Below are 23,747 nucleotides of genomic sequence, written 5' to 3'. Positions count from 1 at the left end.
CTTATCTTTACCGAAAGTTTCAGCGCATACGATTTCCTTTACGAGCACGCTTTTTTGCACTCTGTGTAGCAAAATGTGCCGTTGTCGGTTTCTCTGTAAAGCGCAATGACAAGAACTGTAAATCCCTCTTTCGAATTTATTAATATTCAATAAGTTATTTGTCATTCAATTTTTTTGATTGATGTCGTCAATTCTATTCGATTTTATCTCGCATAAAAAAACGTGATACTTCTCACATCGACGAAACAACGTCTTCTTAAAGAACACTGACTAACAGAACAAACCTGCGAGAAATTAATCATGAAAAATATCAAATTTGCTGTTGCCGCCATCGCTCTGTCTACCCTGTCATTTGGCGTTTTTGCTGCCGAGCCAGTTTCCTCTACTCAGGCGCAAAACATGAACAAAATTGGTGTGGTATCTGCTGACGGCGCTACCACGCTGGACGGCCTGGAAGCAAAACTGGCTGAAAAAGCGACTGCTGCTGGTGCAACGGGTTACAGCATCACTTCCGCTATCGGCAAAGACAAAATGAGCGGCACCGCGGTTATCTATAAATAACCGAAAGATTACCTGTACGACCCAATGCTCCAACCCTCATTGACCCTGTTTGTTACCCTTTGTTTGCCCGTCCGCCACTGGACGGGCTTTTTTTTGCTTAGTGTTCCAGTCGTTGACGGAATTCCTGCAACACGGCGTCTGGCATCCCTATTTGCAACGCCGCCTCGCAAATCGCCTGCCAGCTTCCGGCATCCAGCGGAATACCTTGCTCCAGCCGTTCTTCACGAGTATTCACCTCCCACTCCCCTGGCAACAGGATCGGGGCATCTTCAGCATGGGGGGACGCTTTCACCCACTTAGCAAAGGCCGTGACCTGGTTGTCGCAGTCCGGCGCGCCAAACAGTTCCGGATTCATAATGATGGTCGTCATACAGTTAATGATGGCGTCCGCGCTGGTCTGCAGGCTCTCTTCATGTGTGGTTTTACCACCAGAAAGCGCTCCCCCCATAATTTCGCACATTGCCGCCAGCGCATAACCTTTGTGTTGGGCGAAGGTCAGCAACGACCCCAGCGGAGAGACCTGCATTACGGCAGGATCGGTTGTGGGTACCCCATTAGCATCAATCAGGCATCCCGGAGCCACCGGCTCACCCTTGTGCCATGCCACGCGGGTTTTGCCAAACGCGATGGCGCTGGTTGCATAGTCCAGCAACAACGGGAACGTATTTTTACGTGGGAACACCACACAGAAGGGGTTGGTGCCAAATCGACTATCGCGGCCATGAAACGGTGCGACCATCGGGATCCCTACCACATTCACAAAGTGCACCGAAACAAAACCCGCCGCCGCACATTGCTCCGCCCAGTAGCCAATGCGTCCAATATGGTGCGAATTATGTAATGCCACGGCAGCGATACCGTACTGGCGCGCTTTTTCGATCCCAAGCGTAATTGCCTCGTGGGCCGCCACCTGACCAAATGCGCAGTCGCCGTCAAGCGTAATCACCGCTCCCGCATCGTTGACCACTTTGGCATGGCGGTTGATCTGCAGGTGTCCCTGCGAAAATGAGCGAATATAGCTTGGGATCATGCCGATACCGTGGGAGTCGTGGCCGGCGAGGTTAGAGGCTATCAGATGGTCGGCCACCAGCCGCGCCTCCAGCTCATTGCTTCCCATCTGGTGAAAAACGGCCTGGATAAAGGCGTGCAGCGTTGGCACATGGAAGCGATGTCCACTGTTCATTGTTATCTCCTGTTGTGTCGCGTGTTGATTGTGGTTCTTATTTTTCAACAAACTATGCTGCGCCACAGCGCTCAGGAGGTCAATAAACGTGCAGAAATTTCACGTTGCCGGAAAGCGTGAACCGACGGGACTGGCAAATGACCCGTCGGGAGAAAGAAAAATCAGAAGCTTTGCTCGACGCGGCCAAGTCCTTCAGCCAGCGTCGCGGATTCACCGGTTGCTACCAGGCAGCAGGCCATCTGGATCTTCAGCGATGCCGGAACCGGCTCACTGCCCGCCAGACAACGCTCAATCCAGCGCGCGGTAGTTTCTGGGTCTTTAGCCACCGGCAGCGGGACCGGCTCATCGGGCATCTCGCTCTGCCGGTCCTGTAGCACTCGCACGCCGGACGAATCTATCAGGCTTATCTGCGGGCAGCGCTGCGGGTTGGCGTACACTTCACCCTCGGTACCGTGCATCAACAGGGCACGCCCACCGATATCGCCGAAAAATTTAGCCACGCGCGATACGTATTCCGGGTGGGAAACGCTGGAAAGACGCAGCGCGGCATCTTCGGCAAACGGCGTGGCTAATTTAGCCAGCGTATGCGCACTGTTACGCACGCCCATTCGCCAGCGCATCGCCAGCTGTTTTTCCAGCGGAGGACACAGCGCACTCACCGGGATAAACACCGGCTCATGACCATCCAGCTTTGCCTGCGCCTGCCCGGCATGCAGCGTCGGCGCAATCCCCATCAGTTCGAAAATGGTTTCAGTCAGCACGCGGGTTGGATCCTCGCTGACACCGTGCACCACCACCGGGAAGCCAAGTTTATGCAGTAAAATCGCCAGCAGCGGAGTCAAATTTGCCTGCTTGCGCGCGCCATTGTAGCTGGGAATGACAATCGGCATGGGTTTGGCCACTGGCGGAGTCAGGCGAATGGTGTGGTTCTGCATCGCTTCGTAAAAGCCCAGCATCTCCGCTTCGCCTTCGCCTTTAATGCGCAGCGCAATCAGTACACCGCCCATCTCAAGATCGGGCACCTCGCCGTTCATCATATGGGTATACAGTCCGCGAGCAGTATCCTTATCCAGGTCACGCGCGTGATTTTTTCCTCGCCCAATCTCTTTGATGATTTTGCGGTAATCCATCGATAACTCCTTGCCTGTTGCTCGCATCGTTAACGCCGACGGCGACGCGTGGGTTTCGCTTTTTCTTTTGGTTTTACTATAACGTCTGGCACAGCAGGTTGCTCTATCGGAAATATGGGTAATGCGTTCAGTAAACGCTTGCCATAGCTTTTGGTCAATAAACGCTTGTCATAAATAACCACTTCTCCCCAGCAGCCGTGGCTACGAATGAGTCGCCCAACCTGCTGGATCAAATTGAACGATGCCGCGGGCAAGCTCTGCACCTCAAAGGGGTAGCGGTTCAGGCTTTTCAGCCACTCGCCCTCGGTGATCACCACCGGGCTGTCGATAGGCGGAAAAGCAATTTTGTGAATATGCACCTGGGTCAGCAAGTCGCCTTTCAAATCCAGACCTTCGGCAAAAGATTGCAGCCCGATCAGTACGCTACGCTCGCCGTTGGTCACCCGCTTGCGGTGCAGCTCCACCAGTCGATAGCGCGGCTGGTCGCCTTGTACCAGCAACAGCAGACGCAGATCGGTAACGTGCTCAAGAAAACGCTGCATTGCCCGACCGCTGGCAAAGAGTACCAGCATGCCCTGATGCTTTTTACTTTCCAGCTGTTCGCGGAAATAGGCGGCCATTTCCGCGATATGCTGCTCTTCGTTATCAATTGACGGTTCGTAGCGCATCTGCGGAATGACGATTTTGCCTTGCTCAACGTGATTAAACGGTGAATCCAGCGCGATAAACCGGTCCCCTGCTTTTTCTTTCAGCCCGCTCATCTCCTGCAAACGCGAGAAGCTGTTGAGCGAACGCAGCGTGGCGGAGGTCACGATAATATGCGGTACGCTGCGCCACAGCAGTCGTTCAAGCTGATCGCTCACACGGATCCCCACACAGTGGAACCAGACGTGGATCTGCCCGTCACGCACTTCGCGCGTCGCCCATTTACTCACCGGCGCGCCTGACGACTGCGCGAGCGAAGCCAGCCGCCACAGTTTGCTTTGCGCCTCAAACATGCCCAGCGCCCGATTCATCTGCAAAATAACCCGATGCAGACGCACAATATCGTGGGTGCCGGTTTTTTCGCTGAGATCGTTGAGGAACAGTTCCGCCAGACCGCGCAGTATTTCTGTTAGCTTCGCCAGACGCTGACAAATCTCCATCACTTCCGCAGGCAGTTCGCCCATCGCGAAGCGGTGTTCCGCCTCCTGGGTCGCAGGCATGTACAGATTAAGAATGTTATTGAGCGATGAAATCAGCTCATACAGTTCCTCACAGTGACCGTTCAGACGCTCGGCATTCGCCAGCGGCGGCGTGGTTTTTGGACGAAACTGTTCCAGGCAGGTGGCCACTAATTTGCAAAACAGATCCAACTGCAGTCGATACCAGGGGGCGCTGATTTCTGCGCTCATCTCCAGCGCATCACGCGCGACGTCCGGCAAATGGTGACCTTCATCAAGAACCAGCAGCAGGTTCTTCGGCTCCGGCAAAACAGCTTCGCTTTCCATGGCCGCCATCACCAGCGCGTGGTTAGCCACCACCACTTCGGCTTCCTGAATCTCACGGCGGGCGACAAAAAAGGGACATTCACGATAGTAGTGACAGTTACGATTCAAACAGCTGGCTTTATCAGTGCTCAGGCGTTGCCAGAGTCCGTCGTCGATAGCGATATCCGTGTGATCGCGCAGCCCGTCCCACTTGTAGCTATCGAGATCGCCTTTTAGCCTGGCGCAGCGCTTTTGTTCTTCCTGGTTGTTGGGCGTCAGGTCATCGTCGAGAAAGGCCAACAGATCCTGCTGATTGGGTTCGCTACTGGCCAGCGCCGCTAAATTACGCGGGCAGACATAACGCCCGCGACCAAACGCGGCGGTAAAACGCAGATCGGGGATAATTTTGCGCAGCAGCGGTAAATCTTTGCTGTAGATCTGATCCTGTAAAGCAACGTTGGCGGTACTGACCACCAGCGTTTTTTGTTCTTCACGCGCTATGGCAATACCGGGAATCAGGTACGACAGCGTTTTCCCCACCCCGGTCGGCGCTTCAATCGCCAGATGCCGCCCTTCTTCCCCGGTGAGCGTTTTCGCGACGTCAGCAATCATCTGCCGCTGGGGCGCACGGGGAATAAAGTCGGGGATCTGTTCCTGAAGCGCCTTATACCAGGCGGCAATTTGCGCTTTTAGCGCAGCCGTTAGTGCCATGAGAAAACCTGAAATACTGTATAAACAGCCACTATTGTGACACTTTCTGATACGTGTCGCAAAAAGAAAAGCCCGACCTTTCGGCCGGGCTCGCAATTACTGCGCTGTAGACGGTTTGCGCGGACGGCGCGGTGGACGAGGCTTATCGCCCGCCGGTTTGCCTTCGCCGCTACGCGGTTTCGCTTTTGGCGCACCGCCATCCTGACGACGCGGCTGCTGGCCACGCCCTGCTCCACCCTGGCCGCGACCACCGCCGCCACGCTGCTGGCGACCATTCTGGATCGGCTCGGCTTTGATGGACGGGTCTGGCTCGTAGCCTGGCATCGCAATTCGCGGGATCTCTTTTTTCAGCAGCTTCTCGATGTCACGCAGCAGCTTGTGTTCATCGACGCACACCAGAGACAACGCTTCGCCGGTAGCGGCCGCACGACCGGTACGACCAATACGGTGCACGTAATCTTCCGGGACATTTGGCAGCTCGTAGTTCACCACGTGCGGCAGCTCTTCAATATCCAGACCGCGCGCGGCAATATCGGTCGCCACCAGCACACGAATATCACCGGATTTAAAATCAGCCAGCGCACGCGTACGCGCCCCCTGAGATTTATTACCGTGGATCGCCGCGCTGCGAATGCCGTCTTTATTCAGCTGTTCCGCCAGATGGTTCGCACCATGTTTGGTACGGGTAAACACCAGCACCTGCTGCCAGTTGCCCTGACCGATCATCTGCGACAACAGTTCACGTTTACGCTTTTTATCAACGAAATGAACGTGCTGAGTCACCTGCTCTGACGCGGTATTACGGCGCGCCACTTCGATTTCCAGCGGATTGTGCAGCAGCTTTTCGGCCAGCGACTTAATATCATCAGAGAACGTTGCTGAGAACAGCAGGTTCTGGCGTTTTGCCGGCAGTTTCGCCAGAACGCGACGGATATCATGAATAAAGCCCATATCCAGCATGCGGTCAGCTTCATCCAGTACCAGAATCTCAACCTGATCCAGTTTCACCGCATTCTGGTGTTCCAGATCGAGCAAACGACCAGGCGTGGCGATCAGCACATCCACACCGCCGCGCAGCTTCATCATCTGCGGGTTAATGCTCACGCCGCCGAAGACCACCAGCGAGCGAATATTCAGATACTTACTGTAATCACGTACGTTTTCGCCAATCTGGGCCGCCAGTTCGCGAGTTGGCGTAAGGATCAGCGCACGCACCGGACGACGGCTTTTGCCATGCGGCTGATGGGTAATCAGGTGCTGCAACAGCGGCAGGGTAAAACCTGCAGTTTTCCCCGTACCGGTCTGGGCGCTGGCCATCAGATCGCGGCCTTCCAGCACGGCAGGGATCGCCTGCTGCTGAATAGGGGTAGGTTCACGGTAACCCTGCTCGGCAACGGCACGTAAAATATCAGGGTTTAAACCAAGGGAATCAAAAGACATAACAACTCCGAACCACCCTGACCGTTACCGGTGTCGTTTTCAGGGAGATACATATAATAAAGATGACAAAAACCACAATGTCATGAAGGGGCGGAGTGTAGCAGTTTTTGTGATGTGCCGCATAAATTATCCCTGCGCTGAAAAATAACGGTCCGGACTGGACAAGGTTACACATCAGTCATAATCTTAATCAATCGATTGATTAAGATCTGAGTCGTGCTATGAATACACCCACCATGACAACCAAAGGTGAACAGGCGAAAAATCAGCTCATTGCCGCCGCGCTGGCGCAGTTTGGCGAGTATGGTCTGCACGCCACTACTCGCGATATCGCCGCGCAGGCCGGGCAAAATATTGCTGCCATCACCTACTATTTTGGCTCAAAAGAGGATTTATATCTCGCCTGCGCCCAGTGGATTGCGGATTTTATCGGCTCACAGTTTCGCCCGCATGCTGAAGAAGCCGAGCGTCTGTTTGCTCAGCCGGAACCGGATCGTGGCGCGATGCGCGAACTGATCCTCCGCGCCTGCAAAAATATGATCATGCTGTTAACCCAGGACGATACCGTTAACCTGAGCAAATTTATTTCGCGCGAACAGCTTTCACCCACCGCGGCTTATCAACTGGTGCACGACCAGGTTATCAATCCGCTGCATACTCACCTGACGCGCCTGATTGCTGCCTATACCGGCGGCGATGCCAACGATACCCAAATGATCCTGCACACCCACGCCCTACTCGGCGAGGTACTGGCCTTTCGTCTGGGGAAAGAAACCATTCTGTTGCGTACGGGCTGGTCACAATTTGATGAGGATAAAACCGCGCTGATTGACCAAACGATCACCTGTCACATCGATCTTATTCTGCAAGGTTTAACGCAAAGGAGTCTGGAGTCATGAAAAAACCTGTCGTTCTCGGGCTGGTCATCGCGGCCCTCGTTGCCGTGATTGCCGGTGGAACGTGGTGGTATCAAAGTCGGCAAGATAACGGTCTGACGCTGTACGGCAATGTCGATATCCGTAGCGTCAACCTGAGTTTTCGCGTCGGCGGCAGGCTGGCCTCGCTGGCGGTTGACGAAGGCGATGCCATTACCGCCGGTCAGGTGCTGGGCGAACTGGACCGTGCACCGTATGAAAACGCATTAATGCAGGCAAAAGCGAATGTTTCCGCCGCCCAGGCGCAATACGATCTGATGCTGGCAGGGTATCGTGAAGAAGAGATCGCGCAAACCGCAGCGGCAGTCAAACAGGCGCAGGCAGCCTATGATTACGCGCAAAACTTTTACAATCGGCAGGTGGGATTGTGGAAAAGCCGCACTATCTCCGCCAACGATCTGGAAAACGCCCGTTCATCACGCGATCAGGCTCTGGCCTCTCTGAAATCCGCACAGGATAAACTCAGCCAATACCGCAGCGGTAATCGTGTGCAGGACATCGAGCAGGCGAAAGCCACGCTCGAACAAGCTCAGGCCGAGCTGGCCCAGGCAGAGCTTAATTTGCATGACACCACGCTGACCTCGCCGTCTGACGGCACGTTACTCACCCGTGCGGTCGAACCCGGCAGCATGTTGAACGAAGGGGGCACGGTACTGACGCTGTCACTCACGCGTCCGGTATGGGTTCGTGCCTACGTTGACGAACGAAATCTGAGCCAGGCGCAGCCAGGACGCGAAATCCTGCTTTACACCGATGGCCGTCCGGACAAACCGTATCATGGTAAAATCGGCTTCGTGTCGCCCACCGCCGAGTTTACCCCAAAAACAGTCGAGACCCCTGACCTGCGCACCGACCTGGTTTATCGCCTGCGTATTGTGGTGACCGACGCGGACGATGCGCTGCGCCAGGGAATGCCGGTAACGATAAAGTTCAGCGATGAGGCACGGCATGAATGACGCCGTCATTACGCTGAATGGACTGACGAAAAACTTTGCCGGAATGGATAAACCGGCCGTCGCCCCGCTCGACTGTACCGTTCATGCGGGCTACGTGACCGGGCTGGTCGGGCCGGATGGTGCTGGCAAAACCACGCTGATGCGAATGCTGGCAGGGCTGTTGAAACCCGACGCCGGTAGCGCAACGGTAATTGGTTTTGATCCCATCAAAGACGACAGCGCGCTGCATGCGGTACTGGGGTACATGCCGCAGAAATTTGGTCTGTATGAAGATTTGACCGTCATGGAGAACCTTAATCTCTATGCAGATTTACGTAGCGTTACCGGTGAAGCGCGAGAAAAAACCTTTGCCCGGCTACTGGAATTTACCTCGCTGGGGCCGTTTACCGGACGACTGGCCGGCAAGCTTTCCGGCGGCATGAAACAGAAGCTCGGACTTGCCTGTACGCTGGTCGGTGAACCCAGCGTGTTACTGCTGGATGAGCCTGGCGTAGGCGTCGACCCTATTTCCCGTCGCGAACTGTGGCAAATGGTTCATGAGCTGGCCGGGGACGGTATGCTGATCCTCTGGAGCACTTCGTATCTGGATGAAGCTGAACAATGCCGTGATGTGCTGCTGATGAACGAAGGTGAATTGCTGTATCAGGGCGATCCCACTCAGCTTACGCAAACCATGTCGGGTCGCATCTTCCTGATGAGCAGTTCGCAGGAAAATAACCGCCGACTGCTGCAACGCACGTTAAAACTGCCGCAGGTTAGCGACGGGATGATTCAGGGGAAATCCGTCCGCTTAATCCTGAAAAAAGAAGCGACGGCCCAGCAGATTCAAAACGCTGACGGCATGCCGGAGATAACCATCAACGAAACCGCCCCCCGCTTCGAGGATGCCTTTATCGATTTACTCGGCGGGGCCGGAACATCGGAGTCCCCGCTGGGCGCTATCCTGCATACCGTGGAAGGCACGCCAGGTGAAACGGTGATCGAAGCCAAAGCGCTGACCAAAAAATTTGGCGATTTTGCCGCTACCGACCACGTAGACTTTGCCGTGCAGCGCGGCGAGATTTTTGGTTTGTTAGGACCCAACGGCGCGGGCAAATCCACCACCTTTAAAATGATGTGCGGCCTGCTCGTCCCCACCTCGGGTAAAGCGCTGGTGCTGGACATGGACCTGAAGGTCAGCTCCGGTAAAGCGCGCCAGCATCTGGGCTATATGGCGCAGAAATTCTCCCTGTATGGCAACCTGACGGTTGAACAGAATCTGCGCTTTTTCTCCGGCGTCTACGGCCTGCGCGGTCGGGCGCAGAAGGAGAAAATCGAGCGGATGAGCGAGGCATTCGGCCTGAAGAGTATCGCCTCCCACGCCACCGACGAACTGCCGCTGGGCTTTAAACAGCGCCTGGCGCTGGCCTGTTCGCTGATGCATGAACCCGACATTCTGTTCCTCGATGAACCCACTTCCGGGGTCGATCCTCTCACCCGTCGGGAGTTCTGGTTACATATCAACAGCATGGTGGAAAAAGGCGTCACGGTGATGGTGACCACCCACTTTATGGATGAGGCAGAATACTGCGATCGCATCGGGCTGGTGTATCGCGGAAAACTGATTGCCAGCGGTACGCCGGACGACCTGAAAGCTCAGGCTGCTGACAGTGAGACGCCAGACCCGACCATGGAACAGGCGTTTATCACGCTAATCAATGACTGGGATAAGGAGCATACGCATGAGTAACTCCGTTCTCTCCTGGCGTCGCGTACGCGCACTGTGCGTGAAAGAGACGCGCCAGATCGTCCGCGATCCCAGCAGTTGGCTGATTGCGGTGGTGATCCCGCTGCTGCTGCTGTTTATCTTCGGCTACGGGATCAACCTCGACTCCAGCAAGCTGCGGGTAGGGATTCTGCTCGAACAGCAAAGCGAAGAGGCGCTGGATTTTACCCATACCATGACCGGTTCACCGTATATTGACGCCACCATCAGCGATAACCGTCAGGAATTGATTGAGAAAATGCAGGCCGGGCGCATTCGCGGGCTGGTGGTGATCCCGGTGGATTTCGCCCAGCAGATGGCGCGACCCAACGACGTGGCGCCGATCCAGGTGATCACCGACGGCAGTGAACCAAATACCGCTAACTTTGTGCAGGGTTATGTCGAAGGCATCTGGCAGATTTGGCAACAACAGCGGGCGGAAGATCGCGGAGAATCATTTGAACCTTTGATCGACGTGCAGACCCGCTACTGGTTTAACCCGGCGGCCATCAGCCAACATTTTATTATTCCCGGGGCAGTAACCATCATCATGACGGTTATTGGCGCTATCCTCACCTCATTAGTGGTGGCGCGCGAATGGGAGCGCGGAACCATGGAAGCGCTGTTGTCTACCGAAGTCACCCGCGTCGAACTGCTGCTGTGCAAACTGATCCCCTATTACTTTCTGGGCATGCTGGCGATGCTGCTGTGTATGCTGGTGTCGGTGTTCATTCTCGGCGTGCCTTATCGCGGTTCGTTGCTGATCCTGTTTTTCATTACCAGTCTGTTTCTGCTCAGCACGCTCGGCATGGGGTTGCTTATCTCCACCATCACCCGCAATCAGTTTAACGCCGCGCAGGTCGCGCTAAACGCCGCCTTCCTGCCTTCGATTATGCTGTCGGGTTTTATCTTCCAGATAGACAGCATGCCGGCGATTATCCGGGCAGTAACCTATATTATTCCGGCTCGTTATTTCGTCAGCACCCTACAAAGCCTGTTTCTGGCGGGAAATATTCCGGTGGTGCTGATTATCAACGTGCTGTTTTTAATCGCTTCGGCAGTGATGTTTATTGGCCTGACGTGGCTTAAAACCAAACGTCGGCTGGATTAAGGGGACGGGCATGTTTCATCGCTTATGGACATTAATTCGTAAAGAGCTGCAATCGCTGTTACGTGAACCGCAGACGCGAGCCATTCTGATTTTACCGGTGCTGATTCAGGTTATTCTGTTCCCGTTCGCGGCCACGCTGGAAGTCACCAACGCCACTATCGCTATCTATAACGAAGACAACGGTAAACATTCGGTGGAACTAACCCAGCGCTTCGCTCGCGCCAGCGCCTTTACGCACGTTCTGCTGCTGAAAAGCCCGCAGGAGATCCAGCCCACCATCGACACGCAAAAAGCCCTGTTGCTGGTGCGCTTCCCGGCCAACTTTTCGCGTAATCTGGATACCTTCCAGCAGGCTCCCATGCAGATTATTCTCGACGGGCGTAACTCTAACAGTGCGCAAATTGCCGCGAATTATCTGCAGCAGATCGTTAAGGAGTATCAGCAGGAGCTGATGGACGGCAAGCCGAAACCGAACAACAGCGAGCTGGTGGTGCGTAACTGGTATAACCCGAATCTGGATTACAAATGGTTTGTGGTTCCGTCGCTGATCGCCATGATCACCACCATCGGCGTCATGATCGTCACTTCGCTCTCGGTTGCCCGCGAGCGCGAGCAAGGCACGCTGGATCAGCTGCTGGTCTCCCCGCTTACCACCTGGCAGATATTCATCGGTAAAGCGGTGCCCGCGTTAATTGTGGCAACGTTTCAGGCCACCATTGTGCTGGCGATCGGCATCTGGGCTTATCACATCCCCTTTGCCGGTTCACTGGGGCTGTTCTATTTCACGATGGTGATTTACGGGCTGTCGCTGGTCGGCTTTGGTCTGCTGATTTCATCACTGTGCGCCACCCAGCAGCAGGCGTTTATCGGCGTGTTTGTGTTTATGATGCCGGCGATTTTACTTTCAGGCTACGTCTCGCCGGTCGAAAATATGCCGGTCTGGCTACAGAATCTGACGTGGATAAACCCAATCCGCCATTTTACGGACATCACGAAACAGATTTACCTGAAGGATGCGAGTCTGCAGATTGTGTGGGGAAGTTTGTGGCCGCTGTTGGTAATAGCGGCCACGACCGGCTCAGCGGCGTATGCGATGTTTAGACGCAAGGTGATGTAGCTTTTTGTCTTTCGCCAACAGCGAGACCACGGCGGGTCCGGCAAGGATCACCAGCCCCGCCAGGGCCAGCAAGACGTTGTTTTGCAGCACGCGCGACAGCAACCACAGTACGATCATCGCGGCACCGAAATACCACGTGGTAGTCAGCTCTTCCAGCACATCAGCTACGTCGCGCCAGCGCTGTTCATGGTGACGTTGCAAGGCCAGCATTAATAAAACCGTTACGCCGTAAACGACGCATAATCCCAGGCCGACGCGCACCAGCGTACCGCTCATCCAGCCCATTACCAGCAACGCCACTACCAGTAAATGCAACACAATCTGCCAGCAACTTAGACCCGTTGCGACACGAACACGTTGTTGCCACCTCATGGCTTTTCTCCTGAAGGATTTTCAACTAATTATTCAGAGTACCGGACTTTACGGAAAATTCCGCAACACCGCATCTTTTTGTGACGACGACTACACTATTTTATTTAGGAAGTGACGCCAACGGGAGGCTCATGAGCGGATCGGGAGTTCAATTTTCATTCAATGTGCTCACCATTAATACTCACAAAGGGTTCACCGCCTTCAACCGGCGTTTTATTTTGCCTGAACTACGGGAGGCTGTCAGAACGGTCGGGGCAGACATTGTGTGCCTGCAGGAAGTTATGGGCGCGCACGATGCTCACTCGCTGCAGATTGAGAACTGGCCGGATACCACCCACTACGAATTTCTGGCGGACACCATGTGGAGCGACTTCGCCTACGGGCGTAACGCCGTGTACCCGCAAGGGCATCACGGTAACGCGGTGCTGTCGCGTTATCCCATTGAACATTATGAAAATCGCGATGTGTCCGTCGGCGCGAGTGAAAAGCGCGGGGTCCTCTACTGCCGCATCGTGCCGCCAATGCTCTCGCACCCAATCCATGTCATGTGCGTGCATCTCGGTTTGCGTGAAGCACACCGTCAGGCCCAGCTCGCTATGCTGGCTGACTGGGTCAATGCCCTGCCCGACGCGGAGCCTGTGGTGATCGCCGGAGATTTTAACGACTGGCGGCAAACGGCCAATCACCCGTTGAAAGCCAGGGCCGGCCTTGACGAGATTTTTACCCGCGCCCACGGTCGCCCGGCGCGGACGTTTCCGGTGCAGTTTCCCCTGCTGCGTCTGGACAGGATCTATGTGAAAAACGCGAATGCCAGTACCCCAACGACGCTGGCGCTGCGTCACTGGCGACATTTGTCCGATCATGCCCCCCTGAGTGCGGAGATTCATTTATGAAAAATGGCTGGCGTGAAGGCAATCAAATTCAACTGCTGGAAAATGGCGATCAATACTATCCCGCCGTCTTTGACGCCATTGAACAGGCACAGCAAAAAATTATCCTTGAGACCTTTATCTGGTTTGAAGATGCGGTCGGAAAACAGCTGCATGCCGCCTTGCTCGGCGCCGCCCAGCGCGGAATCAAAGCAGAGGTGCTGCTGGACGGTTACGGCTCGCCGGATCTTAGCGACAGTTTTGTCGAAGAGTTGACCGTAGCTGGCGTTATTTTCCGCTACTACGATCCGCGCCCGCGTCTGTTCGGTATGCGCACCAATCTCTTTCGCCGTATGCATCGCAAAATTGTGGTCATTGATGATCGTATTGCCTTTGTCGGCGGTATTAATTATTCCGCTGAACACATGTCTGATTACGGTCCCGAGGCCAAGCAGGATTACGCCGTTCGCGTGGAAGGTCCTGTCGTGGCCGACATCCTGAAATTCGTGCTGGATAACTTACCAGGACAGAGCGCCGTACGACGTTGGTGGCGACGTCATCACCGGGCAATTGAGAATCATCGGCCTGGCGAAGCGCAGGCGCTGTTTGTCTGGCGCGATAACGAAGAGCATCGCGATGATATTGAACGCCACTATTTGAAAATGCTGACCCAGGCCCGGCGAGAAGTGATCATTGCCAATGCCTATTTCTTTCCGGGTTATCGCCTGCTGCATGCCCTACGAAAAGCTGCGCGACGCGGCGTTCGGGTAAAACTCATCGTCCAGGGTGAACCGGATATGCCGATTGTGAAAGTGGGTGCCCGCCTGCTGTATAACTATCTGGTTAAAGGCGGCGTCCATGTCTATGAATACCGGCGTAAGCCCCTGCATGGTAAAGTCGCGCTGATGGACGATCATTGGGCGACGGTAGGTTCCAGCAATCTCGACCCGCTCAGTCTGTCGCTCAATCTGGAGGCAAATCTTATTATTCATGACCGCACGTTTAACCAGACCCTGCGTGACAACCTGAACCCCATTATTGCGCAGGACTGCAAGCGAGTTGATGAATCAATGCTGCCAAAACGCACCTGGTGGAACCTGACCAAAAGCGTGCTGGCCTTCCACTTTTTACGCCACTTCCCGGCGCTGGTCGGCTGGCTACCGGCGCATACCCCGCATCTGGCCGAGGTAGAACCACCCGCACAGCCAACTCTGGAAACCCAGGATCGTATTCCAACTGAGGATGCAGGAGGGGAAACCTGATGCCAAAAAACCACCGACGCTGGCGCTTAGCGAAAAAGATCCTCACATGGCTATTTTTTATTGCGGTCATCGTATTGCTGGTCGTTTATGCCAGTAAGGTCAACTGGCAGGAAGTATGGACGGTAATTCGCGATTACAATCGGATCGCCCTGCTCAGCGCCGTAGGGCTGGTGATCGTCAGTTATTTACTTTACGGCTGCTATGACTTGCTCGGGCGCTACTACTGCGGGCACAAGCTGGCAAAACGCCAGGTCATGCTGGTGTCGTTTATCTGTTACGCCTTCAACCTGACGTTAAGCACATGGGTGGGCGGTATTGGGATGCGTTATCGTCTCTACTCGCGTCTCGGGTTACCGGGGAGCACAATTACGCGTATTTTTTCACTGAGCATTACCACCAACTGGCTGGGCTATATTCTGCTGGGCGGTTTTATTTTCACCTTCGGCGTCGTTGAACTGCCCGCGCACTGGTATATCGATGAAGGTACGCTACGCCTCTTAGGCATTGCGCTGCTGCTGATGATTGTTGTTTATCTGTGGTTTTGCGCTTTCGCTAAACATCGCCACATCACCATCAAGGGCCAAAAACTGGTGCTGCCCTCCTGGAAATTTGCCCTCGCGCAAATGGCAATATCCGGTACTAACTGGATGGTAATGGGGGCGATTATCTGGCTGTTGCTGGGTCAGAATATCAACTATTTCTTCGTGCTGGGCGTGCTGCTGGTGAGCAGTATTGCCGGTGTTATCGTGCATATTCCGGCGGGGATTGGCGTGCTGGAGGCGGTCTTTATGGCGCTGCTGGCAGGAGAGAATACCTCTCAGGGGACAATCATTGCCGCCCTGCTCGCGTATCGCGTGCTGTACTATTTTATTCCGCTGCTGCTGGCGCTGATGTGCTATTTGCTGCTGGAGAGTCGGGCGAAAAAGTTGCGGGTAAAAAACGAGAAGGCGATGGCGAAATGATTCACCGGATGGCGGCTTACGCCATCCGGCAACAGAGAGTTAACGACGATTGCCGAAGATACGCAGCAGCATCAGGAACAGGTTGATGAAGTCCAGATACAGCGTTAAGGCCCCAAGAATTGCGTATTTACGCAGATTGGAGCTGTCACGCAGGTCGATCTGCTCACCGATATTTTTCAGCTTCTGCGTGTCATAAGCGGTCAGGCCGACAAACACAATCACCCCAATATAGGTCACCGCCCACATCAGCGCTTCGCTCTTCAACCAGAAGTTAACCAGCGAGGCCAGCACAATACCGATCAGCGCCATAAACAGCATATTGCCGAAACCGCTGAGATCGCGTTTGGTGGTGTAGCCGTACAAACTCATGATCCCGAACATCCCGCCGGTGACCACGAAGGTGCTGGCGATAGACGAGTAGGTATAGACGATAAAAATGCTTGATAGCGTCAGTCCGGTTAATGCCGAATAGAGCATAAACAGCGTGGTCGCCATTCCCGCGCTGAGCCTTTGCACCATGCCGGACAGGACGAACACCAGCGCTAGCTGGGCGATGATCAGTCCAAAGAAGGTGATTTTGCTGGAGAAGACAAACATCATCACCGCGGGCGTATTTGCCGCATACCAGGCGATAAACGCCGTCAGCAACAGTCCGCAGGTCATCCAGCCGTACACCTGCGCCATATACGTTTGCAGGCCGGAACGGGCCTGTACAATAGAATCGGATCGTGGGAATCGGTCCATGACAATCTCCTGAATCAGTATGAGCCTACACCAATTGTACTCTACCAGCGTTTTGCTGCTAGCTTATCGCTGTCGCGGGCATCAACCCAGCGCTCACCTTCTGGCGTGGCCTCGCGCTTCCAGAACGGTGCGCGGGTTTTCAGATAATCCATAATGAACTGCCCGGCATCAAACGCGCTGCTGCGATGCGCACTGGTCACGCCAACAAAAACGATTTCGTCACCCGGCCACAGTTCGCCAATGCGATGAATGACCGTTACTCGTCCCAGCGGCCAGCGCGCACGCGCTTCGTCGACAATCTCCGCCAGCGCTTTTTCGGTCATTCCCGGATAGTGTTCCAGCGTTAACGCCTGCACGCTATCGCCGAGATTGTGATTGCGGACTTTACCGGTGAAAGTGACCACCGCGCCATCTTCATCGCGTTCGGCCAGCCAGGGATACTCATCCCCGACGCTGAACGGCGCATGACCAACAACAATTCGCGTTTCAGCCATCTTAGCCTCCGGTTACCGGTGGGAAGAAAGCCACTTCGTCACCCGCATTAAGGGGATGGTCAAAACTGACCAGCGTCTGATTTACCGCGGCCAGCAGCTTGCCGTCTTCCAGCGCCAACGCCCAGCGATCGCTTTTTGCCGCAAGACTCCGGCGCAGCGCTTCTACCGTTGCAAACTCAGCGGCGACTTCTATCGCATCCGTGTTCACCAATTCCCGTACCTGAGCAAAGAAAAGAACCTTAATCATGCGCATCCACCTTAAAATCTCCCGATTTGCCACCGCTTTTAGCCAGCAAACGCACCGGACCAATCACCATATCCTTTTGCACCGCTTTGCACATATCGTAGATGGTCAACGCCGCCACGGAGGCCGCCGTTAACGCTTCCATTTCGACGCCGGTTTTCCCGGTCAGGCGACACAGCGTTTCAATGCGTACGCGGTTGTGTTCCGGCTCGGCGTGCAGATTAACTTCAACCTTGCTCAACATCAGCGGATGGCACAGCGGGATAAGATCCCAGGTCCGTTTGGCGGCCTGAATACCGGCAATACGCGCCGTGGCGAAAACGTCGCCCTTATGGTGGCTGCCGTCGATAATCATCGCCAGCGTTTCGCTACGCATGGTCACGAATGCTTCTGCACGCGCCTCGCGTACGGTTTCCGCTTTGGCGGAGACATCCACCATATGCGCTTCGCCAGCGGCGTTAATATGAGTCAGTTGCGACATACTTATTTCTTCAAATGTGGGTGGAAATTACACGGACGCGTACGGGCATCGAGCTGCGGCGCAATGATATTTTCCCATGCGGTACGACACGCCTTAGTCGACCCAGGCATGGCGAAAATCAGCGTTTTGTTGGCCACTCCGGCAATCGCCCGGGATTGCAGCGTCGCGGTGCCAATCTCTTCAAACGACAGCATACGGAATACTTCACCAAACCCTTCGACTTCTCTGTCGAACAGCGGTTGCAGCGCTTCTGGCGCCTGGTCCCCTTCGGTTAAGCCCGTGCCGCCTGTAATGAGCACAACCTGCACATCCTCACTGGCAATCCATGCAGAAACCTGGGCGCGAATGGCGTAGCGGTTCTCTTTGACAATCGCCTTGTCGACAATCTGATGACCCGCCTCTTGCGCCGAGTCACGCAGATAATGGCCGGAGGTGTCATCTTCTTCGCCGCGACGGTTGGAAACAGTGAGAATAGCAATGCGTGTCGGGATAAATTCAGCGCTTACCTGACTCATGAAAAACTCCTTTTAGCGATCAGCCGCCAATGTAAGATAAGTTTTGCGTAATACCGGTATTGTTCTGATGCAGGAAATGAGTCTGCTTTTTCTCCAGCAGCGCGGCTGAAATGCGTTCTTCCAGCGCCGACTGCTGAGCGTCATCTTCCAGCAAATCACGCAGGCTTACGCCGCCTTCACCAAATAAACACAGATGCAGCTTGCCGACAGAGGAAACGCGCAGACGGTTGCAGGTGGCGCAGAAGTCTTTCTCATAAGGCATGATCAGACCAATTTCACCAGCATAGTCAGGATGACAGAAAACCTGAGCCGGGCCGTCGCTGCGCTGTCGGATCTGGTGGATCCAGCCGCGACGCAGCAGCTCATCGCGCAGGACCTGGCCTGAGATATGGTGTTTACGGAAGAGAGAGCTGCCCTCGCCCGTTTCCATCAGTTCAATAAAGCGTAGTTGGATAGGACGGGGCTGAACCCACGCCAGGAAGGTGTCCAGTTGATGATGGTTTACGTCGCGCATCAGCACGGTATTGACTTTCACTTTTTCAAAACCCGCATCAAAGGCGGCGTCAATGCCTGCCATCACCTGCTGAAATTTGTCCTGCCCGGTAATGGCGTGAAACTGACGGGCATCGAGGCTGTCGACGCTCACGTTAAGTGCGGTCAGTCCGGCATCGCGCCAGGCAGCGGCATCACGCGCCAGACGATAACCATTAGTGGTCACCGCAATCTGACGGATGGCGTGGTTTTCGCGCACGGCGGCGATAATGTCGGTAAAGTCGCGACGCAATGAAGGTTCGCCCCCTGTCAGACGCACTTTTTCCGTTCCCAGACTGGCGAACGCGCGCGTAACGCGGCGAATTTCATCAACGGTCAAAAAGCCGTTATTGGTGACACCGCCGGGCTTATAGCCATCCGGCAGGCAGTAGGTGCAACGAAAGTTACACACATCGGTAATCGACAAACGTAAGTAGTAAAACTTACGTGCGAAAGCATCGGTAAGTTGAGAGCCCATGTACACCTTTCCAAATACGGGAGACGTAGTCATTTCTTCCTGCGCCCTGGTGACAAACTTATTCAAGTATTGTCACGGCCAAAGCACCGTATCATTTGACCCAGGTGCAGAGGCTAGAGTGTTTATTCTCGTCATACTTCAAATTGCAGATGCGTGGGCTTTGTTCGTTCACCCCAGTCACGTACTTATGTCCGCTTACGGGGGATTTTCTCCCTCACTGCCTTCCTGCAACTCAAATTATTCAGAGTACATTGTGGTTATGCCGATACTAGCGTGTAAATGACGCTTTTGCCATGTACACTTTCGTTGTATAAACACATACATAGCGACATGATCGTGCAATTTCGCTACAGAATAAGCAAAAACCACAGTTTTGCATTGATATACATCATCTTGCCGGCAGGTGCATCTCGTCAGAAAGGAGTAGATCGCAGAAAAAAATTACGCCAGATTCCGCCTGGATAATTGCTGAAAACACACTATTTACGTTACTGTAGCGCCGATCAATTGATATCAGGAAAATATATGCGCACTCGCACGCTGGCAGATCTGGACCGCGTTGTCGCTCTCGGCGGAGGGCATGGACTGGGACGCGTTCTCTCCTCTCTTTCCCCTTTAGGTTCACGCCTGACGGGGATCGTCACCACGACCGATAACGGCGGGTCGACAGGTCGTATTCGTCGCTCTGAAGGAGGCATTGCCTGGGGAGACATGCGTAACTGTCTGAACCAGTTAATTACTCAACCCAGCGTTGCATCCGCCATGTTTGAGTATCGTTTTGGCGGTAATGGTGAGCTTTCCGGGCATAACCTCGGAAATCTGATGTTAAAGGCGCTCGATCACCTCAGTGTGCGGCCTCTGGAAGCCATCAATTTAATTCGTAGTCTGCTGAAAGTTGACGCGCATTTAATTCCGATGTCGGAGCTGCCGGTGGACCTGATGGCTATCGACGATCAGGGACATGAAGTCTATGGCGAAGTGAATATCGATCAGCTCACCATCCCGCCTCAGGAACTGATGCTGTCGCCAAAAGTCCCCACCACGCGGGAGGCAGTTGAAGCTATCGCCGAAGCGGATTTGATTTTGATCGGACCCGGCAGTTTTTACACCAGCCTGATGCCGCTCCTGCTGCTCGACGAATTGGCGCAGGCATTACGTCGCACACCTGCCCCGATGGTCTACATCGGCAATCTGGGTCGTGAATTAAGCCTGCCAGCAGCCAGCCTGACGCTTAACGATAAGCTGGCAATCATTGAACAGTACGTTGGCAGGAAAGTGATTGATGCGGTGGTTGTAGGCCCGAAAGTGGATGTATCCACCGTTACCGACCGCGTTGTTATTCAGGAAGTGCTGGAAGCCAGCGACATTCCCTACCGCCATGACCGCCAGCTATTGCATTACGCGCTGGAGAAAGCGGTACAGGCGCTGGGGTAATCCCAAGTGCGTGATTAGCATACAATCCTCATCGTAATGAGGATTGTACTTGTAGCTTACTGCATTAACCTCTCAGCACAGGTACCTGCTCGGCGGATATTGGCTCTTCGTATCTTGTGCCAAAATTAGACCACCGGGCAAGAATGGCAAAGAATACGGCCATAACCAGGCAACTTAAATTGAACAAAACCCAGGGTGCATAATCCAGCGTCGCCACCCCCAGCGTTTTCGCCATGAACATACCAGATATTGTCCAAGGGAAAAGCCCTTCAAGTAGCGTGGCTCCAGACTCCATTGATCGGGACATATTAACCATATGCAATTTTTTGTTTTTAAAACAAGGATCATAAATATTCTTCACCAGAAAGAAACTGATGACTGCATTGCCAGTGCAGGCAACTAATAAAGAACTTGTGAACATTGTCGCCAACAAAGTACTGGTCACCGTTTTTAATTTCTTAACCAGTCGCCCAAGCAGCACATTAAGGCCACCAGAAACATCAAGTGCCGAAGCGAACATAAATGCACAAAGCATAACCACAATTGGGCTAACCATTGAATACATACCGCCACGATTAAGCAATATATTAATATTTTTAGTCGTAGATTCATTCATCGCGACATCTGAAAAATTGCTGATCATATTGGTATTAAAGCCATTAATCGATGCTTGAACGAGGTCCATCATGGTAAACGGCTGAAAAATTGCGCATATTGCCAGAGCAAAAAAAGAAGATGCGATCAAGACAATAATGGTATCCCATTTTTTTATCGCACCAATAAAGACCAGCAATGTCGGTAATATTAATAAGGGGTTAAGCCAGAATAATGAGTTTAGCGCTTTTTTCATGACCGGGATAGTATCTAGTTGGATTGAATTTACCACATTTAAATCTAACCCCGCGATATAAAACCACAGGCAGGCAAACAAAAAAGCAGGAACCGATGTATACAACATATTTCTAATACTTTGATAAAGCTCAGCCCCCGCAGCTAACGCGGCCATGTTTGTGGTATCTGATAAAGGAGATAATTTATCACCAAAATAAGCACCGGAGATAACGGCTCCAGCAGTAATCGGCAATGACACATTCATCGCCGCAGCAACGGCAACCAACGCCACACCAATTGTTCCTGCGGAACCCCATGAAGTGCCTGTAAATGTCGAGATGCAAACCGTCACTAAAAAAGCTGTAAGATATAAGTAAGCTGGGTTGATAATTTCCAGGCCATAATAGACCATTAACGGAATGGTACCACTAACCATCCAGCATCCAATCAACATACCGATCGACAGTAGAATTAACATTGCAGGGACGGCATCTTTTATTTTTTCTATAAAAGTCTGGAGAATTTCCTTCCAGCCCGCGCCATAGTATCTGGCAAAAAAACCTGTAATAATCGTAATAACAATTAAGATAAATTCAACTGGGTAATTTAAAATCCCAATACCTATAAAGAAAACCAGGAAATAGCCACTAATAACATCAATGCTGCATAAAAGCTCGGTTGCTTATTTGTGCTTACCATGTTATTTTCCCGCTATTAATATGTTTTTATAGAATCAAACGCATTCTCTAAGTCCGCGATTAACATCTCTGGAGATTCTTGTCCAATTGAAATCCTAATTAAACCAGGCGCCATCCCATCTTTGCATATTACATCCTGGTTATAACCGCGATTTGGAGAAATAATCAAGCTTTCATATCCCCCCCAACTGCACCCCGGTTTGAAAATTCTACAACTATCAATGATGGCTTTAACTTTTTCAAAACTGCCATCTTTAAGTTCAAAACTAATGAGACCAGAAGTACCAAACATTTGTTGTGAAACAATTTCACGTTGTTTTGCATCTGCCATAAGAGGGTGACAGATATTCTCAACCTCTGCTCTGCTATTGAGAAAAGTAAGAATTGCATAGGTATTATTCTGATGTTGTCTCATGCGCAGCGGCAACGTTCGTAAACCGCGAATCACTAGCCATGCACTATCCGGGGCCAGCACTGCGCCAAGAAGCTGATGTGAAAAATCACGAATAATATCAAGATAGTCTTTTGCGCCTACCACAGCACCCGCCGTTAAATCACTGTGACCGCCGATATATTTAGTACAAGAGTGGAGCACTAAATCGAAACCAAGAGTCAATGGCTTTTGGAAGAGTGGCGTAGCCCATGTATTATCAATGGCAGTAATAATATTATTCTCTTTCGCCAACTCCGCTATCATCTGCAGATCCACAACTCGCATGGTCATTGTTCCTGGGGATTCCGTGTATATCATGCGAGTATTCGGCTTTATTTTCTGCCGAATATCCTCGACATCGCCACTGAGAACAATGTCATAGTCAATACCAAAGCGTTGTTGCATTTGCTTCACCAGCACAACTGTTGGACCATAAACATTATTCACCAGAATAATATGGTCACCACTTTTCAGCAGGCCAAACAATGTTGCGCTTATCGCGCCCATGCCCGAGCCAAAAACTTTGCAGGCCGCGCCACGCTCCAACGCTGCCAGTTTATGCTCTAACAGTTCCGTTGTTGGGTTAAGCCCCCGGGAATAGATGTACCGTTCAGCTTCGTGCTGCATATCATCACAGTATTGCTGATAGCTCTGCTGCACAAACAGACTGGTTTTTACTAGCGGAGGGCTGACTGCACCAAAATTTTTCTGGTGTTGTTCACCAACGCCAGAACATATCATGGCGTCCTGAATGGCATAATCATTCTCAGCGTAATTGCATATTATCTCTTTCATAATTTTCCTTTATATTTTCGTCAGGGAAATTTCTATAACAGGACAATTATAAAAAAAGGAACAATGACAGCCTTTTTCTTGCTGCCAAAATGCTGAAAGAATCGTCAGAAATGTAAAGAATAAAACGATGAGGTTCACAAAGTGGAAAAACAAAAATCAATTCAGCAAAGAATCAATTAGAGTGAGTGCATTAATTTTAAGAATAATAAATGGCAATAGAAAAACGAATAATATAATTATAAATGAT

At 52.7% G+C, this 23,747-nt stretch carries 23 protein-coding genes and 1 riboswitch; of the genes, 10 read left to right on the top strand and 13 right to left on the bottom strand.

Going from position 1 to position 23,747, the window contains the following annotated elements; all coding sequences use genetic code 11:
* Positions 1-300 precede the first annotated feature (300 nt).
* On the top strand, positions 301-561 hold the full coding sequence (gene ybiJ, locus B9P82_RS01710; RefSeq protein WP_016152363.1) for a DUF1471 family protein YbiJ: 261 nt from the start codon (positions 301-303) through the stop codon (positions 559-561).
* A 97-nt stretch (positions 562-658) separates the two neighbouring features.
* On the opposite strand, the gene B9P82_RS01705 is transcribed toward ybiJ, so the two are convergent.
* The 4 genes from B9P82_RS01705 to rhlE all read right to left on the bottom strand — a co-directional run bounded on the left by B9P82_RS01705 (position 659) and on the right by rhlE (position 6,494).
* Entirely contained in the window at positions 659-1,744 is a 1,086-nt protein-coding gene (locus tag B9P82_RS01705) for a malate/lactate/ureidoglycolate dehydrogenase (RefSeq protein WP_019076349.1), read from the bottom strand.
* Between the two features lie 161 nt (positions 1,745-1,905).
* Positions 1,906-2,874: a DNA-binding protein YbiB gene (gene ybiB, locus B9P82_RS01700; RefSeq protein ID WP_016156063.1), complete on the bottom strand. Its 969-nt coding sequence runs from the start codon at positions 2,872-2,874 to the stop codon at positions 1,906-1,908.
* Positions 2,875-2,903: 29 nt separating this feature from the next.
* On the bottom strand, positions 2,904-5,054 hold the full coding sequence (gene dinG / locus B9P82_RS01695; RefSeq protein ID WP_101699858.1) for an ATP-dependent DNA helicase DinG: 2,151 nt from the start codon (positions 5,052-5,054) through the stop codon (positions 2,904-2,906).
* A gap of 96 nt (positions 5,055-5,150) precedes the next feature.
* Positions 5,151-6,494: an ATP-dependent RNA helicase RhlE gene (gene rhlE, locus B9P82_RS01690; RefSeq protein WP_047415258.1), complete on the bottom strand. Its 1,344-nt coding sequence runs from the start codon at positions 6,492-6,494 to the stop codon at positions 5,151-5,153.
* 221 nt (positions 6,495-6,715) lie between these two features.
* Between rhlE and cecR the strand changes: the two genes are divergently transcribed.
* From cecR to B9P82_RS01665, 5 genes are read left to right on the top strand one after another with little or no spacing between them, the layout of a single operon-like run.
* Entirely contained in the window at positions 6,716-7,393 is a 678-nt protein-coding gene (gene cecR, locus B9P82_RS01685) for a transcriptional regulator CecR (protein ID WP_016152358.1), read from the top strand.
* Positions 7,390-8,385, top strand: coding sequence for a secretion protein HlyD (gene hlyD / locus B9P82_RS01680; RefSeq protein WP_101699857.1), 996 nt, complete (start codon positions 7,390-7,392; stop codon positions 8,383-8,385). The genes cecR and hlyD overlap by 4 nt, the downstream gene beginning before the upstream one ends.
* Positions 8,378-10,114 carry an ATP-binding cassette domain-containing protein gene (locus B9P82_RS01675; RefSeq protein ID WP_101699856.1) on the top strand — a complete coding sequence of 579 codons (1,737 nt, stop codon included), beginning with the start codon at positions 8,378-8,380 and terminating at the stop codon, positions 10,112-10,114. Before hlyD ends, B9P82_RS01675 begins: the two co-directional genes overlap by 8 nt.
* Positions 10,107-11,240 carry an ABC transporter permease gene (locus B9P82_RS01670; protein ID WP_016156059.1) on the top strand — a complete coding sequence of 378 codons (1,134 nt, stop codon included), beginning with the start codon at positions 10,107-10,109 and terminating at the stop codon, positions 11,238-11,240. Before B9P82_RS01675 ends, B9P82_RS01670 begins: the two co-directional genes overlap by 8 nt.
* Before the next feature lie 10 nt (positions 11,241-11,250).
* Positions 11,251-12,357, top strand: a complete 1,107-nt coding sequence (locus B9P82_RS01665; protein ID WP_008784194.1) for an ABC transporter permease — start codon at positions 11,251-11,253, stop codon at positions 12,355-12,357.
* Here the strand turns inward: B9P82_RS01665 and B9P82_RS01660 are convergent.
* A complete protein-coding gene (locus tag B9P82_RS01660) occupies positions 12,319-12,729 on the bottom strand; it encodes a YbhQ family protein (protein ID WP_016152353.1) in 411 nt (136 codons plus the stop codon). The two genes, B9P82_RS01665 and B9P82_RS01660, sit on opposite strands and share 39 nt — an antisense overlap.
* A gap of 131 nt (positions 12,730-12,860) precedes the next feature.
* On the opposite strand from B9P82_RS01660, the gene B9P82_RS01655 reads away from it, so the two are divergent.
* Genes B9P82_RS01655 through B9P82_RS01645 form a run of 3 tightly spaced genes read left to right on the top strand, consistent with a single transcriptional unit; the run spans position 12,861 to position 15,822 of the window.
* Positions 12,861-13,622, top strand: a complete 762-nt coding sequence (locus tag B9P82_RS01655) for an endonuclease/exonuclease/phosphatase family protein (RefSeq protein ID WP_016156057.1) — start codon at positions 12,861-12,863, stop codon at positions 13,620-13,622.
* A complete protein-coding gene (gene clsB / locus B9P82_RS01650) occupies positions 13,619-14,860 on the top strand; it encodes a cardiolipin synthase ClsB (protein WP_101699855.1) in 1,242 nt (413 codons plus the stop codon). Before B9P82_RS01655 ends, clsB begins: the two co-directional genes overlap by 4 nt.
* A complete protein-coding gene (locus B9P82_RS01645) occupies positions 14,860-15,822 on the top strand; it encodes a lysylphosphatidylglycerol synthase domain-containing protein (protein WP_016152350.1) in 963 nt (320 codons plus the stop codon). Before clsB ends, B9P82_RS01645 begins: the two co-directional genes overlap by 1 nt.
* A 39-nt stretch (positions 15,823-15,861) precedes the next feature.
* Here the strand turns inward: B9P82_RS01645 and B9P82_RS01640 are convergent, their stop codons facing one another.
* From B9P82_RS01640 to moaA, 6 genes are all read right to left on the bottom strand, one after another.
* Complete coding sequence (locus B9P82_RS01640) at positions 15,862-16,566, bottom strand: Bax inhibitor-1/YccA family protein (RefSeq protein ID WP_003831536.1); 705 nt, start codon at positions 16,564-16,566, stop codon at positions 15,862-15,864.
* 41 nt (positions 16,567-16,607) lie between these two features.
* Entirely contained in the window at positions 16,608-17,060 is a 453-nt protein-coding gene (gene moaE, locus B9P82_RS01635; protein WP_046274634.1) for a molybdopterin synthase catalytic subunit MoaE, read from the bottom strand.
* A 1-nt stretch (position 17,061) separates the two neighbouring features.
* Complete coding sequence (gene moaD, locus B9P82_RS01630; RefSeq protein WP_016152348.1) at positions 17,062-17,307, bottom strand: molybdopterin synthase sulfur carrier subunit; 246 nt, start codon at positions 17,305-17,307, stop codon at positions 17,062-17,064.
* Positions 17,300-17,785: a cyclic pyranopterin monophosphate synthase MoaC gene (moaC, locus tag B9P82_RS01625; RefSeq protein WP_003035188.1), complete on the bottom strand. Its 486-nt coding sequence runs from the start codon at positions 17,783-17,785 to the stop codon at positions 17,300-17,302. Before moaC ends, moaD begins: the two co-directional genes overlap by 8 nt.
* Before the next feature lie 2 nt (positions 17,786-17,787).
* Entirely contained in the window at positions 17,788-18,300 is a 513-nt protein-coding gene (gene moaB, locus B9P82_RS01620; RefSeq protein WP_016152347.1) for a molybdenum cofactor biosynthesis protein B, read from the bottom strand.
* Positions 18,301-18,319: 19 nt separating this feature from the next.
* Positions 18,320-19,309, bottom strand: coding sequence for a GTP 3',8-cyclase MoaA (moaA, locus tag B9P82_RS01615; RefSeq protein WP_016152346.1), 990 nt, complete (start codon positions 19,307-19,309; stop codon positions 18,320-18,322).
* A riboswitch (molybdenum cofactor riboswitch) is annotated at positions 19,297-19,442 on the bottom strand. (Overlaps the previous gene by 13 nt.)
* Positions 19,443-19,834: 392 nt before the next feature.
* Between moaA and yvcK the strand changes: the two genes are divergently transcribed.
* Complete coding sequence (yvcK, locus tag B9P82_RS01605) at positions 19,835-20,743, top strand: uridine diphosphate-N-acetylglucosamine-binding protein YvcK (protein ID WP_016152345.1); 909 nt, start codon at positions 19,835-19,837, stop codon at positions 20,741-20,743.
* Between the two features lie 64 nt (positions 20,744-20,807).
* Here yvcK and nhaC read toward each other — a convergent pair whose 3' ends face one another.
* Positions 20,808-22,187, bottom strand: a complete 1,380-nt coding sequence (nhaC, locus tag B9P82_RS01600) for a Na+/H+ antiporter NhaC (RefSeq protein ID WP_246842091.1) — start codon at positions 22,185-22,187, stop codon at positions 20,808-20,810.
* Positions 22,188-22,288: 101 nt separating this feature from the next.
* On the bottom strand, positions 22,289-23,500 hold the full coding sequence (locus B9P82_RS01595) for a trans-sulfuration enzyme family protein (RefSeq protein ID WP_101699854.1): 1,212 nt from the start codon (positions 23,498-23,500) through the stop codon (positions 22,289-22,291).
* Positions 23,501-23,747: the final 247 nt, after the last annotated feature.

The sequence above is a fragment of the Citrobacter sp. L55 genome, from assembly GCF_002850715.1.
Classification (GTDB): Bacteria; Pseudomonadota; Gammaproteobacteria; order Enterobacterales; family Enterobacteriaceae; genus Citrobacter; species Citrobacter braakii.
The sequence above is the reverse complement of the archived record's forward strand: the minus strand, read 5'-3'. Positions and strand labels throughout refer to the sequence as shown.